The sequence below is a fragment of the Brevibacterium sp. BDJS002 genome (genome assembly GCF_028201555.1).
GTDB classification, from domain to species: Bacteria; Actinomycetota; Actinomycetes; order Actinomycetales; family Brevibacteriaceae; genus Brevibacterium; species Brevibacterium aurantiacum.
In genome coordinates this window covers 3,080,164-3,096,675 of record NZ_CP116392.1, presented here as the reverse complement: position 1 = coordinate 3,096,675, position 16,512 = coordinate 3,080,164, and the positions used below count along the sequence as shown (strand labels likewise).

Genomic DNA, 16,512 nt, shown 5'->3' with positions numbered 1-16,512 from the left:
GTCAGGGGCTCAGATCAAGGACCGTGAGCGAGGGGAAGACGGCGAAGATGACGGTCACCGGAAGTACGAAGACGACCACCGGAACCAACATGCCGATCTCCTTCTTTCCCGACAGTTCGAGCAGACGACGACGCGACTGCTCTCGCACATCGGCGGCTTGAGCACGAAGGACTTCGGCCAAGGGAGTTCCGCGTGTCATCGACACGGCCAGTCCGTCGACGAACTGCACGATCTCGGGAATGGCGATCCTGGTGGCCATCGAATCGAGCGCATCGACAAGCGGCGTTCCGGTCCTGGTTGTGGCCAGTGCGCCGCGCAGTTCGTCGACCAAATCGCCTGAACAGGTGCGGCAGACTCGTTCGAGAGCTTCGACGATTCCCTCACCAGCGGTGATGGACAGCGCGAGGAGTTCGGCGATGGTGGGGAACTCTGCCAGGACTCGGGATTCGTGACGAGCAATGGCCTGGCTCAGGCGCCAGTCATTGGCGATGTGCCCGGCGATGCCGCCGCTGATGATGAGCACGATTGTGACCACAGGGGAGAAGCCGCGTTGTGCCGATAGCAGCCCGGCCACGCACCCGGCGGCGATCATGCCTGCCAGAATGCTCAGAATCTGATTGATCCGGAAACGCTCCAGAGATGCACCCCCGCCGAGACGGTTGATTCGCAGGTTCAATGTGGCGTCGGTGGTGATCCGGGATGTCACCCACATGGTGGCGCCGAACGTGGCGGTTTTGAGCAGCCCCAGCAAGCCTTCCGTGCGCGGTGTCGGCGGCGCATAGATGTCGACCAGCGACTCCTGATCACGCAGGTATGGGGCGATTCGAGACGACAGAGTCGGCCGGCGCAGCGGAGGCAGGGAGAGGACGAAGACGCAGAGTGCGAACCCGTTGAAGGCCCCGAGGGCAAGGATCGTCAGCGGATCGCTCAGCGCGCTCACGCGGCTTCACTGCCCTCGACCGGGCGGTGGAACGACGACGACAGTGAAGATCCTTCGATGACGCGCGGTTCCTGGGGGAGCCTGCCGATGCGTTTCATCGCCTGATACGCCAGCAGTGAGACCACGAATCCGGCGGCCAGGAGGAGCAGTCCGGTCTGGGAGTTGTAGGCAACCGCCGTCTCTGGTCGGGTCGAGAGGAAGGCGAGCACCACCCAGGGAGCGGCCACCGCCAGCCTGGCACCGTTGACGGTCCACTGCTGGCGGGCGGAGAGTTCATTGCGGGTGCGGGCATCGTCCCTGACGAATTGGGCGAGTGCTCGCAGCATCGTGCCGAGGTCGCTTCCGCCGACCTGCCTGGTCACGCTGAGTGCGACGACGATCCGGTCGGCCACAGGGTCGGCGCTGACTTGTCGGAAGCGTTCGAGGGCGATGGCGAAGGAACCACTGGCCCGGTATTCCTCAGCGAAGACCTCGAACAGAGGACGCAGCGGTTCGGGTCCACGGTGGGCCAGAGAACTCAGGGCCTCAGGCAGGGACAGGCCGGCACGCACACCGGAATTGAGGTGGTCGAGGGTCTCGGGCCACAGCTCGCGGCGCATCACCTGCTTGCTCCGGGCGCGATGTTGGAGCAATCTGTGCGGCAGCCAGGAGGCGAATGCCCCGAAGCACAAGGCGATGGCCCATGAGCCGGTGAGTACAGTGGCGACGACGACAACGACGATGAAGACGGCAATGGAGATGAGAACCAGGTGGCTGGGGTGCAGTCGTGGGAAGCCGGCCCCGGTGAGCATGTCGTCGAGTTCGCGTACCCATCGTCGCTGCACCCTTCGCTTCGACTGTCTCTGCCACAGCGACATCCACAGGAGGAAGAGACCGGCGCCGAAGCACGCGCCGATGAGAAGACTGTATTGGGAATAGCTCATGCGGCTTCCAGCATGGAATGGAGATCCTTGCCGATGGCGGCGAATCGTTCGCCGAGGTGGCCGAATCCCTGTCCGCGCACCAGCTGTCCCTGCGGCGAATGGAAGATGGTGTCGAGTTCGACGATGTCACCTTCGACGCCGCCGGGGACTGCGCAGATTTCGCTGACGAGGCGAGTCCCGTTCGAGTCACGCCGGAGGTGGACGACGACGTCGATGCTCACCGCCACAGTGGGAACGACGAACGACGAAGAGATGTTCGCCCCGGCCAGAAGGGGCAGGGTGCAGATCTTCGTGATCGCAGCCCGGGCGGAGTTCGCGTGAATCGTGCCTGCCCCGGGTAAACCGGAATTCAAGGCCACGAGCAGGTCGAGGCTCTCGGCCTCTCGAACCTCGCCGACGATGATGCGCGTCGGTCGCATCCGCAGAGCTTCCTTGACCAGGGACCGCAGCGTGACCTCGCCCGTGCCTTCCAGCGAGGGCTGGCGGCATTGCATCGGAACCCAGTCTCGGCTGGGCAGGTTGAGTTCGAACACCTCCTCGCAGGAGATGATTCGTTCACGAGCCGGAATGGAACCTGCCAGCGCGTTGAGCATGGTCGTTTTGCCGGCCTGGGTCGCGCCGGAGACCAAGATGTTCGCACCGCTGGCAACGGCGGCATCGAGGAAGCGGGCCGCTGGCGGGGTCAGCGAGCCCTGGGCGACGAGACCAGCCAGATTGCGCGGGCGCTGAATGAACTTGCGAATGTTCACAGCAGGATAGGAGCGGGTAATGTCGGGCAGGACGACGTGGAGTCGGGAGCCGTCCGGTAACATCGCATCGACAAATGGTTGTGACAGGTCGACTCGTCGCCCCGAGGTGCGCAGCATTCTTTCGATCAGGTCATCGAGTTCACCTGCGGTGAGTTTCGTCGTCGTCAGTTGGTGAAGGCCATCGATGGCGATGAAGACTTCGCTGGGGGAGTTGACCCAGATCTCCTCGACTCGGGGATCATCGAAATAGTCCTGCAGCGCACCGAACCCGGAGAGCTGATTGTCGATAGTCCGGAAAGTCGCTTCCTTGTCCTCAAGAGGCGGAAGATCCGCGACCAGACTGCGCTCGTCGTACTCGGAGATGACGGTGCGAATGACCTCGCGCGAGCGTTGCATATCGGCACGAGGATCCACATCGAGGTCTCTGATCCTCTTGTGAACTTCGCTCTTGATGACCTCGGTGGCTTCCACGCTGAACCCCTGGCAGACAGAATGCGAATCGTATTTCTAACAGCTGGATTTGTTTTTAACCTATATGTAGTCGAATGAAGAATCCAGCAATTTCTCGAATCTGTGGATAACTCTGTGCACAAAAAGCGAATGCCAATTATGTAGTTTGCGCGAGCATTGAAGGCTCGAGAAAATCGAAACCATCACATTGCGCAAGCACACAATCGGGTATAGATTTTCCTCACTGCTGCGGTGATATCGACGTCGAATCACACGCACCACAGGCCGCGTCGCCGGCGGGATGACTTGATCTCCCGCCGGCGACGCTATTTTCATTCCGCGCTCTACCGTCGGCCGCCCCAGGTTCGCACGCATGTCCACACTTCGGCTTGAGATTTCTCACCACGGGGACTCGTGGAGAGTATTCTACAGAGCGTAGTAGTGTCGAAATCGTCCAACCGAAAAGACGACCAGGAACGGCCGTTTCAGCCACGCGGTGCCGCTGCGCCGCGAAAGGGGCAGATGTGATTTCCCAACCCGCACTTTCCGTCATCCGCGAGACCCTGCCGGTCGTAGGAGCCTCGATCGGCGAGATCACCCCGATCTTCTATTCGCGCATGTTCGCCGCCCGCCCGGACTTGGAGCGTGACCTCTTCAATCGCGGGAACCAGGCGCAGGGGGAGCAGCAGAAGGCGCTGGCCGGCGCGATCGCCGCCTATGCGACGCTTCTGGTCAGTGACGATGCGCCGAACATCGACGCCATGATGAGCCGGATCTCGAACAAGCATGCGTCCTTAGGGATCACCGAAGATCAGTACGCCATCGTCTACGAACACCTCTTCGCTGCCATCGCCGAGGTTCTCGGGGACGCCGCGACCTCCGACGTCGTCGACGCCTGGACGGCGGTCTACTGGGACATGGCCGACTCGCTGATCAGAGCGGAGAAGGGGCTCTACGCCCGCTTCCAGGTCGACCCCGGCGATGTCTGGCGTGAGCTGGTTGTGGTCGCACGGACCCAACAGTCTCCGACCACCGTCAGTCTCGAACTTGCCCGCGAAGACGGAGCGGCGCTGCCCGAGGCGCAGCCGGGGCAGTACCTGTCCGTCCAGGTGGCGCTTCCCGATGGTGCACAGCAGATTCGCCAGTATTCTCTGACCAGAACCTCGAACCGCACGTCGTGGGCTGTGACGATCAAGGCCGAGCCAGGCCGTGCCGAGTCGGGTGTTCCTGCCGGAGAGGTCTCGAACTTCATCCACGACAACGTCTTCGAAGGTGACACCCTGCGCTGCTCCCTGCCCTATGGCGACCTCGTCGTCGAAGAAGCCGATGAGCCGCTGCTCTTGGTTTCGGCCGGAATCGGCTGCACGCCGATCATCGGGGCGCTCAATCACCTGGTCCAGGCCGAGTCAACCCGCCCGGTCACAGTTCTCCACGCCGACCAGTCGATGGCTTCCCACGCGCACAGGCAGGAGATGGCGGAACTGGTCAACCAGCTGCCTGGCGCGCAGATGCACCACTGGTACGAACAGCTCGGTGCTCGCCCGGCCACCGACACCGTCCACGAGGGCTTCATCAACCTCGCCGAGGTTGGTGTGGACCTGCGCGCGCAGGTTTACCTGTGCGGTCCACCGCCGTTCATGAACGCGGTGCGACGTGGGCTCGGTGAACTCGATGTCCCCGCCGGCAACGTCCACTTCGAGGTCTTCGGGCCCGATACCTGGAGTGCTGCCGCGGAGCCGGTGTCGGCCTGATTCTCCGGTTCTGACCACACCCCATTCCGACGCCGAGGTGGCACGATCGGTCGTGCCACCTCGGCGCCGGTTGACGGCGGGGTTGAAGGGCGAGGATTCAAGCCTGAGGGCCGCGATGTACTAGGCTGGGCTCATTATGGCCCTTGATTATTCTGCTGAAATCGCCAACCTCCGTCAGACCTACAAAGCGATCCTGGACGTGTCCGATCTGGACAACCTTCGCTCCGAGGTCGCCGAAATGACGGAGCAGGCATCGGCGCCGTCCTTCTGGGACGATCCGGACTCCGCGCAGAAGATCTCGGCCACCCTCTCGCACAAGCAGGGAACCCTGGAGAAGCTCGAGAAGTTCGGTGAGCGCATCGACGATGCCGAGCTGCTCATCGAGATGTCCGAGGATGAAGGCGATGAGGACTCGAAGGTCGAAGCCGAACGCGATCTCAAGAAGCTCCACGACCAGCTGGCCGAGCTCGAGATCTCGACCCTGCTCAACCACGAATACGATGAGCGCTCCGCTGTCGTGACCGTGCGCTCCGGTGCCGGCGGCGACGACGCCACCGACTGGGCGCAGATGCTCATCCGCATGTACATCCGCTGGGGCGAGAACCGCGGATACAACGTGCAGCAGCTTGACACCTCCTACGCCGAAGGTGCGGGCATCAAGTCCGCAACCATCCAGGTCAACGCCCCCTACGCTTACGGAACACTGTCCGTTGAGGCAGGCACGCACCGTCTCGTGCGCATCAGCCCCTTCGATAACCAGGGGCGTCGTCAGACCTCCTTCGCTGCCGTCGAGGTTGTCCCGCTCATCGAGTCCACAGACCATGTCGAGATCGATGAGAACGATCTGCGCATCGACGTCTACCGGTCCTCGGGCCCAGGCGGTCAGTCCGTGAACACGACCGACTCGGCTGTGCGCATCACGCACGAGCCCACCGGCGTCGTCGTGAGCATGCAGAACGAGAAGTCCCAGATCCAGAACCGCGAAGCCGCGATGCGCGTGCTCCAGTCCCGCCTCCTTGACCTCAAACGCAAGGAAGAGGCAGCGCAGAAGAAGGAACTGGCCGGTGACATCAAGGCCAGCTGGGGTGACCAGATGCGTTCCTACGTCACCCACCCGTACCAGATGGTCAAGGACCTGCGCACCGGCTACGAGGTCAACAATCCCTCGAACGTCTTCGACGGCGACCTCGACGGCCTCATCGAGGCCGGAATCCGCTGGCGCAAAGAGCAGGAGATGGCCGAAGAGTCTGAGTGACCTTCGGCTGCTCGACTAGTTCACGAACCGCCTCGTTGACGCACCGCCTCGGCGGCTGTGAACTTCCTCCAATGCGCAACACACGCCCTTAAGCCTCCCCGAACATCACGGAGCTGTTACGTACAGTGGAAGCGGCCGAGCCATCCGCGACATGATTGAAGAACCTCTTGATCAAATTCGACTCAGTTTCGAAGTCCTACGACGCACGCTCCCGCCGAGCACTCGACGACATTTCGTTCGAGGCCGAGCGTGGAGAATTCGTGTTCCTCGTCGGCGCTTCGGGCTCGGGTAAATCCACGGTCATCCGCCTCATCCTGCGCGAAGAGGTCCCCAGTGCCGGACGGATCCACATCGCCGGGAAATCGGTCGTCAAGATGCCTAGCTGGAAGGTGCCCTACCTGCGGCGGGGGATCGGAACCGTGTTCCAGGACTTCCGCCTGCTGCCGAACAAGACCGTCTTCGCCAACGTCGCCTTCGCCCTCCAGGTCATCGGCAAGTCCCGGGCCGCCATGTCGACCCTGGTCCCCGATGTGCTCGAGACAGTGGGGCTGGCCGGCAAGGAGAAGCGCTACCCCAACGAACTCTCCGGTGGTGAGCAGCAGCGCGTGGCCATCGCCCGCGCCGTCGTCAACAAGCCAGGCATCCTGCTCGCCGACGAGCCCACAGGCAACCTCGACCCGACCACCAGCGCCGACATCATGTCGGTGCTCGAGAAGATCAACCGCAACGGAACCACAGTGCTCATGGCCACACACGACGGAGAGATCGTCAACCGGATGCGCAAGCGAGTCATCGAACTCTCCGAGGGAACAATCGTTCGCGATGTCGAAGAGGGCACCTACGGAGTCGCCTCATGAGGGCCGGATTCATCCTCTCCGAGGTCTGGTCGGGGCTGCGCAAGAACGTCTCCATGGTCCTATCCGTGGTGCTCGTGACATTCGTGTCCCTGCTCTTCGTCGGCGCCGCGATCCTGCTGCAGATGCAGGTCGGGCAGATGAAGGACTACTGGTACGACCGTGTCCAGGTCTCCGTCTTCCTGTGCCCACCGGATTCGGAGGCCACCAACTGCGTCGAGGGCGAAGCCACTGATACGCAGAAGAAGAACATCGAAGACCAGCTCGAAAGCTCTGAGCTTGCCCCCTATGTCGACGAGGTCTACTTCGAGGACAAAGGCGAGGCATTCGAGCACTTCCAAGACCAGTTCAAGGGCACCAGCCTCGAAGGCACCGTTCCCGAAGACGAGATGAACGAGTCGTTCAGGGTCAAACTCAAAGACGCCGAGAAATACGACATCATCAAGGAATCGTTCTCCTCGACTCAGGGCGTCGAAGAAGTCGTTGACCAGAACCAGCTTCTCGACCGTCTCTTCGGTGTGCTCAACATCGCCACCGTCGTCGCGGTCGCGATCGCCGGCATCATGCTGCTGTGCGCCATGCTGCTCATCGCCACGACCATCCGACTCTCTGCGTTCTCCAGGCGACGTGAGACGGGAATCATGCGGTTGGTGGGTGCCTCGAACACCTTCATCCAACTCCCGTTCCTGCTCGAAGGCGTCATCGCCTCGGCGATCGGTGCGACCCTGTCCGCCGGTGCGCTGGGCCTCCTCGTCCACTTCGGCGTCAGCGGCTGGTTGGAGGGTCAGGCGACCGGCTTCAGCCTGATCTCGGGAGTCAACGTCCTCATCGTGGCACCGATCCTCATCGCCATCGGTGTGATCATGGCCGGGGCATCGTCCCTGATCACCCTGAACAAGTACACGAAGGTCTGAGATGAAGCGCAGACTCGGTTTGGTTCTCACAGCAGCAGTGCTGGCCGTCATCATGCCCGTCACCTCGGCGGGGGCCAACCCTCGCGATGACAAGAGCAAGGTCGATGAGCGGGTCAAGGAGCTCCAGCAGGAGTTCGAGGGCCTCGACGAGGACCTGGCCCGAGTCATCGCCGAACGCGATGCCGCCGAGGAGAAGCTGCCCGACGCCGAAGCCGCGTCGAAGAAGGCCGATGACGCTCTGGCCGAAGCCATCGAGACCGATGATGCCATGGCAGCCCGTCTCACCTCGGCGCAGAATGCCCAGAAGGATCTCAAGACCTCGATCAAGGACGGCGCAGAGGAGATCGACAAGCACAAGACCTCGGCCGCGCGCATCGGGCGACAGGCCTACCAGAACTCCGGCATCACCTCCGACCTGGCGATGCTGCTGCAGATGGCCGAGGGCACAAGCGCCGACGGCGGAATCGGGCGGGTGGACTCCGCCGTGCGATCGCAGCAGCGCACGATCGACACCCTCTCCGAGCAGCGAGCGGTGAACAAGAACAACGAAGAGCGCCTCTCCGGTGTCACCGATGAGATCTCGGACCTCAAGGACGAAGCCGCCGAGGCGGTGCTGGCCAAGGAAGCCGCACAGATCGACGCGAAGAAGAAGTCCGACAGCCTCAACGACATCATCACCACGAAGGACGATGCTGAGAAGACGATCTCGGATAACAAGGCCGAGACCGAGGAACAGCTGCAGAAGGAACAGGACGAGCAGGATCGCCTGGCGAAGAAGGTCCGCGACTGGGAGAAGGATCAGGAGAAGAAGGGCAAATTCGTCTACGGCGACGGCGAACTGGCCAACCCTGCCAAGGGCTATCCCACCACTTCACCATTCGGGTACCGCATCCACCCGATCACCGGAGCCAAGAAGCTGCACTCGGGCACCGACTTCGGCGTTCCCTGCGGCACACCGATCCGTGCAGCAGGCGATGGCATCGTCGTGATCTCCGGTTGGACCGGCGGCTACGGCAACCGCGTGGTGATCTCCCACGGAAAGATCAAGGGCGACTCGATCGCCTCGACGTACAACCACAACACGGACCTCAAGGTCCGTGACGGGCAGAAGGTGAAGAAGGGTCAGGTCATCTCGGATTCGGGCACGACCGGTGCCTCCACCGGCTGCCACCTGCACTTCGAGATCATGAAGAACGGCGGCTACGTCGACCCGATGCCCTACATCTCCTGACGACGGTCATCGTCCTTCAGAACCTGACCTCGCCGAGGTGGCTCCCGGTTGAATGTGATTCTGGCCTTTCGTGCGCGATATCATTGAGCTAGAGTAGTTGGTCTGCGTGTCTACGCGATTGAGCACTCCTCGGGGGCTGACAATCGAGGTCGGACACACTGAACCGAGACACAGGAAGGAGGCCGGACATGCCGAAGGAAACTGGCAAGAAAGTCATTGCGAGGAACCGCAAGGCACGCCACGACTATCTCATCGAAGATACGTGGGAGGCCGGTCTCGTGCTGAGCGGAACCGAAGTGAAGTCGCTGCGAGAGGGCAGGGCGTCGCTGACAGACGGTTTCGCATTGATCTTCCAGAACGAAGCGTGGCTCGAAGGCGTCTACATTCCCGAATACGCACAGGGGACATGGACGAACCACAGCGCTCGCCGCCGGCGGAAGCTGTTGCTGCACCGTGACGAGATTCTGCGGCTGTCGCAGAAGGTCAAGGAATCGGGACGCACACTCATTCCGCTGGAACTGTACTTCGACGGATCGCGCGTCAAGGTTGAGATCGCTCTGGCCAAGGGCAAGCGCGAATGGGACAAGCGTCAGGCGCTGCGTGAGGCACAGGACAAGCGTGAGGCTGAGCGCGCCATCAAGTCCAAGCAGTTCCTCTGAGCTGACCCAGTCGACACCGCCGGCGAACCGGATTTCCGTTCGTGGGAATGCAATTGGATCGACTGGTGTTCTACGAGTATGCTGGTTATTCTGGTCAGCGCATGAGCCTGTTTATGCAGGTGAATGAGCTGGGCAGGTTTGGTAAAAGAATATGGGGATGATCGGTTTCGACGTCGGACACTGCGACGGGAGAAGCGGGCCGAGAATGTAGAGTCATCTCGTTAATGTCCTCTGCAAAACAATAGGTGCTAAGTCTAATAACCGCACCGATTTCGCCCTCGCTGCCTGATTAGGCCGAGCTGCGAATCCGTCAGTCTAGAGTTGCTTCCACTCTAGGTCCTGGCGTCGCTTAGGGAGCCACTGCTTCAGATATTTGTTGAGGGTATCTGAGGGACTTTTACTCAACTCCGTTCGTTGGTCCACATGTTCGTGTGAGGGCCAGAACCTAAGAAACTACTTCACGAACTGCGCCCGGAGAAGTCCTGACAATCTGCCGACGGACGCGGGTTCGATTCCCGCCATCTCCACCCATGGAAGAAGCCCGGTGACTCAGAGTTCTGAGTCACCGGGCTTCTTCGCGTCCGGAATCGCGACTGAGCCGCCCGCGCCCCTACGAGTTCACACGAATGACTTCCTCCTGGTACGGCGCGATGACCGCACCCGAGATCCGCAGGTCGAGGACCAGGAACTTCCGTTCGTCGACCGGAGTCGCCTTCCACTCGTTGACGACCTCGAGATCAGCCAGCGAGCGAACCGCGACACCCTGTCCTCCGGCAGCGCTGCCCAGGGCTGCGAAGTCGATCTCGTCGATGAGCATCGGCGACTTATCCAGCCCTTTGAGACCGTACAGGTTCACCTCGGCGCCATAGGCGGCATCATTGAACACTACGGCCATGCCGCGGCCTCCGGCTGAACGGATGGCGGTGTCGAGGTCGGACAACGCCATGGCGCCGCCCCCGTCGCCGGTGGTGAGAACGATCGTCGAATCCTGATTGGCCCGGGCAGCCCCGGCGACGCTGTGCCAGCCGAGTCCGATCGACTGGAATGCGGTGCCGACCATCGCCAACCGGTCGGGTGCGCTGGGTTCCCAGAACATGTTCGCCCACGCGATGAAGTGACCGCCGTCGGAGACAACGACGCGGTCCTCGGGTATCAGTTCTCCGAGTCTCGCAGCGGCTGCACGCGGGTCCAGGCGACCGTCCTCAGCAAACTCCGTCCCCATCTCATAGGCCCGGTCGGAAGCTGTGTCCACGGTTTCGCGCCACCCGCTCGGCTGAGATCCGGCAGCTTCCAAGCGAGAAACCAGCTCACCCGCGGCAAGCTTCACGTCGCTGCGGATGAAACCGCCGACCCTGGCATTCGTTGCCCGATCGTCGGTGTCGATCTGCCAGACAGTCGTCGACGGGTGGAACAGTTCGCCGAAGCGCATGGTGAACTGGTTGAGCGAGGCCCCGAAGACGACGGCGACATCGGCTTCATGGATTCGTTCCATCGCCTCCGGGGCTCCGAAGCCTCCGGCCACACCCAGGTCGAACTCGTCATCAGGGAAGACGTTTCGGCCCAGAGCAGTCGTGGCAGTCAATGCCCCGGTGGCCTCTGCCAGGGCGCCGAGTTCCTCTTCTGCCCCCGCCAACCACGCGCCTCGCCCGGCCAGCAGAACTGGTCGCTCCGCCTCGGCGAGGGTGGAGGCCAAGCGAGCGAGTGAGGTCTGTACGAATTCGGACGACGGCGCCAGGGGAGTGGGCTGACCAGGTCCCGGGACAGAGGGAATCTCGCCGATGTCGAGGGTCGCGACATCGTAGGGGATCGCCAGGACGACGGGCACACGGTACGTCAGCGCGTGCTCGATGGCCGTGACAGTCGCGGCCGCAGCATCGACGCGCCCCACGGTGTAGGTGCGCACGCCCACGGCCGAGGCCATGGCGATCTGGTCGACATCCCACGGGCGAGGTCCGGACGTGGGCTCATCACCGACGACGAGGACGAGCGGAACCTTGGCCTGCGCGGCCTCGGCCAGTGCGGTGAGTGTGTTCGTGAACCCGGCCCCGTAGGTTGTGGTGGCCGCAGCGATTCGCCCGGAGGTGCGGAAGTGCGCATCGGCGGCGACGACCGCGCCGGCCTCGTGGCGAACGGCAGTATAGGCCGCCGAGGTGGAGGTCAGCAGAGCATCGAGGAAGTAGGCGTTGCCGTTGCCCATGAGTCCGAAGACCTCATCGATGTGGTGGGCCAGGGTGTGAGCGACGTGGGCAGAAGTGTGAGCCATGCGGGGCCTTTCGCGAATGAGAGATATGGAAGTGAACGATCCATATATGTCTCACACGCGTTGTCCGCGGCTTCGCGCTCCTTTTTCGAGCGCCGGCTGTTCGGCAGCAACCGGAATCGACGTTGTCACCGGCCTGACCATTCGAATATAGATGAAAGCGGGCCGGTCGTCCAAGCCGGCACCTTCTCGGTGCAGACTCGAACGACCGGCCCGCTGGCAGCCAGTGCGGATGCTGACTAGCGGTTCAGGCGTTCCTTCCAGGCGGCCATGACCTCTGGAGGCGTCGGCTTCGTCACCAGCGAACCGATGACGTAGCCGAGCAGCGAGGCGATGAGGCCCAGGTAGATGGCCTCGTTGGAGTAGATGCCCATCGTGATCATGATGACGATCGTGGTCAGCGAGCCCAGGATCATGCCCGCCATGACACCGACGATGTTGCCGCGCTTGAAGATCAGCCCGCCGAGAATGGGGATGAAGAGTCCGGCCACCAGCAGGTTGTAGGCGACCGTCAGTGCCTCGACGACACTGGGCATGATCATCGCGAGGATGAGGGTGACGACGCCGAGGCCGATCAGGTAGATGCGAGAATCGCGGATCTCATCGCCGGTCTCACGCACCAAAGATTTCACCAGCGTCGACTTCGTGCTGCTCGAGCCGTAGGTCGGTACGCCGTCGGTCTGGGTCGCGCCCTCTGGTGTCGAATCGGGCACGTCCTTCGTCGCCGGAGCGATGTCCTTGCGAGCCAGCAGGGGTTCGACGATGTCCTGGCGGCAGACGGTCGCGGCGGCCATGAGTGAGCCGGATGCCGTCGACATCATCGCTGCCAGTGCCGCGGCGAGGACGAATCCGCCCAGCAGGGGTGACATCGCAGCATCGACGACGGCGACGAACACATCGTCTTGGACCTCGATACCGGGAACGATCTTCGTTGCGGCCATGCCGATGAGCGCACCGGCCACGGCGTAGAGGAGGCAGTAGACGCCAGCGGACAGACCGCCCCACCTGGCCACACCCGGGCTGCGTGCGGTGAACACGCGCTGCCAGATGTCCTGGCCGATGAGCAGCCCCAGAGTGTAGATGAGGATGTAGCCCAGAATCGCCTGCCAGCCGATGCCCACAGGGCTGGTCTGCTCGGCCGGCAGTGAGGAGAACAGCTCTCCGATGCCGCCGGACTTGCTCAGCACGACCGGGAGCATGATGAGGAAGATGCCGATGGTCTGGATGAAGAACTGCACGAAGTCGGTCAGCGTGATCGACCACATTCCCCCGAGCATCGAGTAGAGGATGACGATGCCGCCGCCGATGAGCACCGACCAGAACTTATTGAGGTCGAAGAGCGCATGGAAGATCGTCGCATAGGCGACCGTCGACGTCGTGGAGATCATCAGCCCGTAGGCGGTCATGATCGTGCCCGAGACCAGGCGGGAGCCCTTCCCGTAGCGCAGCTCCAGCATCTGCGAGACCGTGTAGATCTCCAGTTTCTGAATCTTCGGGGCGAAGAACAACGAGAGCAGGATGATGCCCAGGCCGATGCTGAACACCAGCCACATCCCCGACAGTCCCGAGGTGTAGCCGAGTCCGACGCCGCCGATCGTCGAGGCTCCGCCGAGCACGACAGCGGACATCGTGCCCGTGTACAGCCACCCGCCCAGACGGCGGCCGGCGACGAGGAAATCGTCCTGGTTCTTCGCCTTGTACCGGCCCCAGATTCCGAATCCCACCATGGCGGCGAGGTAGATGATGACGACTAGAGAGTCCACGTCGACCCTTTCTTGATTGGCTGCGCGAGCAGCCGGCTAATTGGGTGCTTCAGCACCCGACGGTGATGTGAATGGTGGTGGGAACGGTCCGTTCCAGCGCCTCGGCGACGGCCGCTGGCAACATCTCGTCGATGTCGGACTCAGCGATCGTGACACCTGCCCCACCCATGGAATGGCCCAGGGCCGCGAAGTCGGGACGGGCGAGCTTGACCGCGAACGGTTCGATCGTCCGGTCGACCATCTGAGCCTCGATTTCGGCGTACCCGCCGTTGTCGACGATGACGAAGGGAATCCCCAACCCCAGCTCGCTGGCCGTCATCAGTTCCTGGATCGAGAACATGGCCGCCCCGTCTCCGAGGATGCAGGCAACCGGTCGAGCGCTGTCGGCCAGCTTCGCCCCGATGGCTGCCGGGATTCCGTAGCCCAAGGTCGCGAAACCGGGCATGTAGAGCAGCTGGTCGGGTGTGCTGGCCGTGAGAGCATGCACGGAACCGTCGTAGGTGACCTGGGACGAGTCCCCGGCGACGACGACAGCAGGTCCTGCACCCTGTTCGACCAGGCGGGTGACGCGGGCACCGATGGACTCGAAATCGAAGTCCGAGTTCCATGAGCCTCGGATCGCCGCGACCCGGTCGCTTCCGCTTCCAGTCGACGAGGCATCTCTCGCCGAGGTGGTCGTGGCCCCATCGTGGTCCAGCTCGGCCATCAGCGTGGTGAGGAACTCGCCCGCGTCTGCGCAGGCGAGGATGTCCCCGCCGAGGTTCTTGCCCAACTGGTCGGGGTCGATATCGCAGCGGATGACGAGCTGCGCGGAATTCTCATCGCGGATCCCGACCGAGGTCTGGGCGCCGATGAGTCCGCCCCACAGATCGGAGTCAGCCAGTTCGGAACCGAGGACGATGAGGACGTCGGCGGCAGCGGACTCGGCCTGGACACTGGGGAAGCGGACATTGGAGCCCAGCGACAGCGGGTGGGTCTCAGAGATGATGCCCTTGCCGTTGGCTGTTGTGGCCACAGGTGCGTCAAGTCGCTCGGCGAAGGCCCTGACCTCAGCACTTGCCCGCCGGGCACCACCACCGGCGACGATGAGCGGGCGAGCGGCGCCGGCCACCGCCTCGGCGGCACGGGAGACGACACGCGAATCAAGACCGGGACGGCGTCCGGGAATCGGGGTCGGCACGCTGCCGTTCCAGGCGCCCTCGAGCACGTCGAGGGGAACCTCGATGTGAACGGGGCCGGGCCGCGAAGAGGAGAACATGGCGAACGCCTCGGCGACGGCCTGTGCAGCACCTTCGGCGGTGCGCGTGCGCTGGGAGGAGACCAGCAGGCGGTTCAGTGCGCCCGAGGAGTCCTTCGTCTCGTGCAGCATTCCGACATCGGCGCGCTCCATGCCGGTGGGGACACCGGGGGAGAGGATGAGCATCGGTCGTGACTCCGCGTACGCGGTCGCCGCAGCCGTGATGACGTTCGTCAGTCCCGGACCTGAGGTGGTGATGACGACCCCGGGTTTGCCGGAGACGAGGAAATACCCGTCGGCACCGTAGCCGGCACCCTGCTCGTGGCGCGGAGTGATGGCCCGGATGCCGAATTCGCTCAGGTGGCGGTAGAACTCGAGATTGTGTGTGCCGGGGATCCCGAAGATCGTGTCGACGCCGTGTGCGGCCAGAGTCGCGATGACGGCCCGACCGCCGTTGCGGAACTCTTCGCTGGGTGCGGCGCTGTTCTTGTCATCTGCCATGGTCAGACTCCGAGCGCTTCGCCGCTGGGTCCCGAGGGACCGGTGAGACCATTGGCCTCGGCGGCCCACAGGGAGAGCATCTCGTAGCCGACGTGGGCGGCGGCGAGTCCGGTGATCTCGGCGTGATCGTAGGCCGGTGCCACTTCGACGATCTCGGCTCCGACGACATTGAGTCCCTGGAGTCCGCGAATCGAGTTGAGCAGTTCGCGACTCGTCATGCCGCCGGCCTCAGGCGTGCCGGTGCCCGGAGCTGCGGCCGGGTCGAGGACGTCGATGTCGACGGAGAGGTAGACGGGTGCGTCACCGAGTCGTTTGCGTATGCGGGCCACGACTTCCTGGACGGAGGTGAACTGGTAGTCGTCGCTGCGGATGATCTGGAAGCTGAGCACGGCGTCGTCTTCGAGATCCTTCTGGCCGTAGAGGGGTCCGCGGATGCCGACATGCATGCAGGATTCGAGGTCGAGCAGGCCCTCTTCGCTGGCGCGGCGGAACGGGGTGCCGTGCGTGTATGGAGCACCGAAGTAGGTGTCCCAGGTGTCGAGGTGGGCGTCGAAGTGCAGGACCGCGATCTTGCCGTGCGTCTTGTGCAGGGAACGCAGGTTCGGCAGAGCCAGTGTGTGGTCACCGCCCAGGGTGAGCAGCTTCGCCCCGTCGGCGCGCATCTCATCGGCGGTGCGTTCGACTTCGGTGATGGCTTCTTCGATGTCGAAGGGGTTGACGCCCAGGTCACCGCAGTCGGCGACCTGCTGCCAGGTGAATGCGTGGACGTTCGTGGCCTGGTTGTAGGGGCGCAGCAGCTTCGAGGACTGGCGGATGTGGGCGGGACCGAAACGTGCACCTGGACGGTAGCTGACTCCGGCGTCGAAGGGGACACCGAGGATCTTGACGTCGATCTTCTCACCAGGCCTCTGGGCTTCGACCTCGTCGATGCGCGGGAGCAGGCCGAAGGTCGGTGGCCCTGCGAATCGTGGTGTCTTGCTGTAATCGGCTGGTCCCAGGGGTTGAGTCGACATCGGCTCTCCTTC

At 63.1% G+C, this 16,512-nt stretch carries 13 protein-coding genes and 1 other RNA gene; 7 read left to right on the top strand and 7 right to left on the bottom strand.

Annotated features, from left to right (window positions below; all coding sequences use genetic code 11):
• Window position 1: 1 nt before the first annotated feature.
• The 3 genes from PGC08_RS14475 to PGC08_RS14465 are packed head-to-tail and all read right to left on the bottom strand — an operon-like array spanning window position 2 to window position 3,083.
• Window positions 2-940 (bottom strand): type II secretion system F family protein, encoded by a 939-nt coding sequence (locus PGC08_RS14475; RefSeq protein ID WP_231442118.1) that lies wholly within the window; start codon window positions 938-940, stop codon window positions 2-4.
• Window positions 937-1,863 (bottom strand): type II secretion system F family protein, encoded by a 927-nt coding sequence (locus PGC08_RS14470; protein ID WP_271708717.1) that lies wholly within the window; start codon window positions 1,861-1,863, stop codon window positions 937-939. Before PGC08_RS14470 ends, PGC08_RS14475 begins: the two co-directional genes overlap by 4 nt.
• Complete coding sequence (locus tag PGC08_RS14465; RefSeq protein ID WP_271708716.1) at window positions 1,860-3,083, bottom strand: CpaF family protein; 1,224 nt, start codon at window positions 3,081-3,083, stop codon at window positions 1,860-1,862. The genes PGC08_RS14470 and PGC08_RS14465 overlap by 4 nt, the downstream gene beginning before the upstream one ends.
• A 503-nt stretch (window positions 3,084-3,586) precedes the next feature.
• Here PGC08_RS14465 and PGC08_RS14460 point away from each other — a divergent pair.
• The 7 genes from PGC08_RS14460 (at window position 3,587) to ssrA (ending at window position 10,256) form a co-directional block, all read left to right on the top strand.
• A complete protein-coding gene (locus tag PGC08_RS14460) occupies window positions 3,587-4,813 on the top strand; it encodes a globin domain-containing protein (RefSeq protein WP_125240634.1) in 1,227 nt (408 codons plus the stop codon).
• 136 nt (window positions 4,814-4,949) lie between these two features.
• Window positions 4,950-6,068, top strand: a complete 1,119-nt coding sequence (gene prfB, locus PGC08_RS14455) for a peptide chain release factor 2 (protein ID WP_069600633.1) — start codon at window positions 4,950-4,952, stop codon at window positions 6,066-6,068.
• 167 nt (window positions 6,069-6,235) lie between these two features.
• The gene (gene ftsE / locus PGC08_RS14450; protein WP_009881952.1) at window positions 6,236-6,925 is read left to right on the top strand and encodes a cell division ATP-binding protein FtsE; all 690 of its coding nucleotides are present in this window, start codon (window positions 6,236-6,238) and stop codon (window positions 6,923-6,925) included.
• On the top strand, window positions 6,922-7,836 hold the full coding sequence (gene ftsX / locus PGC08_RS14445; RefSeq protein ID WP_009881953.1) for a permease-like cell division protein FtsX: 915 nt from the start codon (window positions 6,922-6,924) through the stop codon (window positions 7,834-7,836). The genes ftsE and ftsX overlap by 4 nt, the downstream gene beginning before the upstream one ends.
• A gap of 1 nt (window position 7,837) precedes the next feature.
• Window positions 7,838-9,067, top strand: coding sequence for a M23 family metallopeptidase (locus PGC08_RS14440; RefSeq protein WP_009881954.1), 1,230 nt, complete (start codon window positions 7,838-7,840; stop codon window positions 9,065-9,067).
• Window positions 9,068-9,255: 188 nt separating this feature from the next.
• Complete coding sequence (smpB, locus tag PGC08_RS14435; protein WP_271708715.1) at window positions 9,256-9,726, top strand: SsrA-binding protein SmpB; 471 nt, start codon at window positions 9,256-9,258, stop codon at window positions 9,724-9,726.
• A 153-nt stretch (window positions 9,727-9,879) separates the two neighbouring features.
• Window positions 9,880-10,256: a transfer-messenger RNA gene (gene ssrA / locus PGC08_RS14430) on the top strand.
• An 80-nt stretch (window positions 10,257-10,336) separates the two neighbouring features.
• Here ssrA and PGC08_RS14425 read toward each other — a convergent pair.
• The 4 genes from PGC08_RS14425 to speB all read right to left on the bottom strand — a co-directional run bounded on the left by PGC08_RS14425 (window position 10,337) and on the right by speB (window position 16,500).
• Window positions 10,337-11,989 (bottom strand): thiamine pyrophosphate-binding protein, encoded by a 1,653-nt coding sequence (locus PGC08_RS14425; RefSeq protein WP_271708714.1) that lies wholly within the window; start codon window positions 11,987-11,989, stop codon window positions 10,337-10,339.
• A 236-nt stretch (window positions 11,990-12,225) separates the two neighbouring features.
• Complete coding sequence (locus tag PGC08_RS14420) at window positions 12,226-13,749, bottom strand: sodium:solute symporter (RefSeq protein WP_164513973.1); 1,524 nt, start codon at window positions 13,747-13,749, stop codon at window positions 12,226-12,228.
• 49 nt (window positions 13,750-13,798) lie between these two features.
• A complete protein-coding gene (locus tag PGC08_RS14415; RefSeq protein WP_009881960.1) occupies window positions 13,799-15,487 on the bottom strand; it encodes a thiamine pyrophosphate-binding protein in 1,689 nt (562 codons plus the stop codon).
• A 2-nt stretch (window positions 15,488-15,489) separates the two neighbouring features.
• Window positions 15,490-16,500: an agmatinase gene (gene speB, locus PGC08_RS14410; RefSeq protein ID WP_271708713.1), complete on the bottom strand. Its 1,011-nt coding sequence runs from the start codon at window positions 16,498-16,500 to the stop codon at window positions 15,490-15,492.
• Window positions 16,501-16,512: the final 12 nt, after the last annotated feature.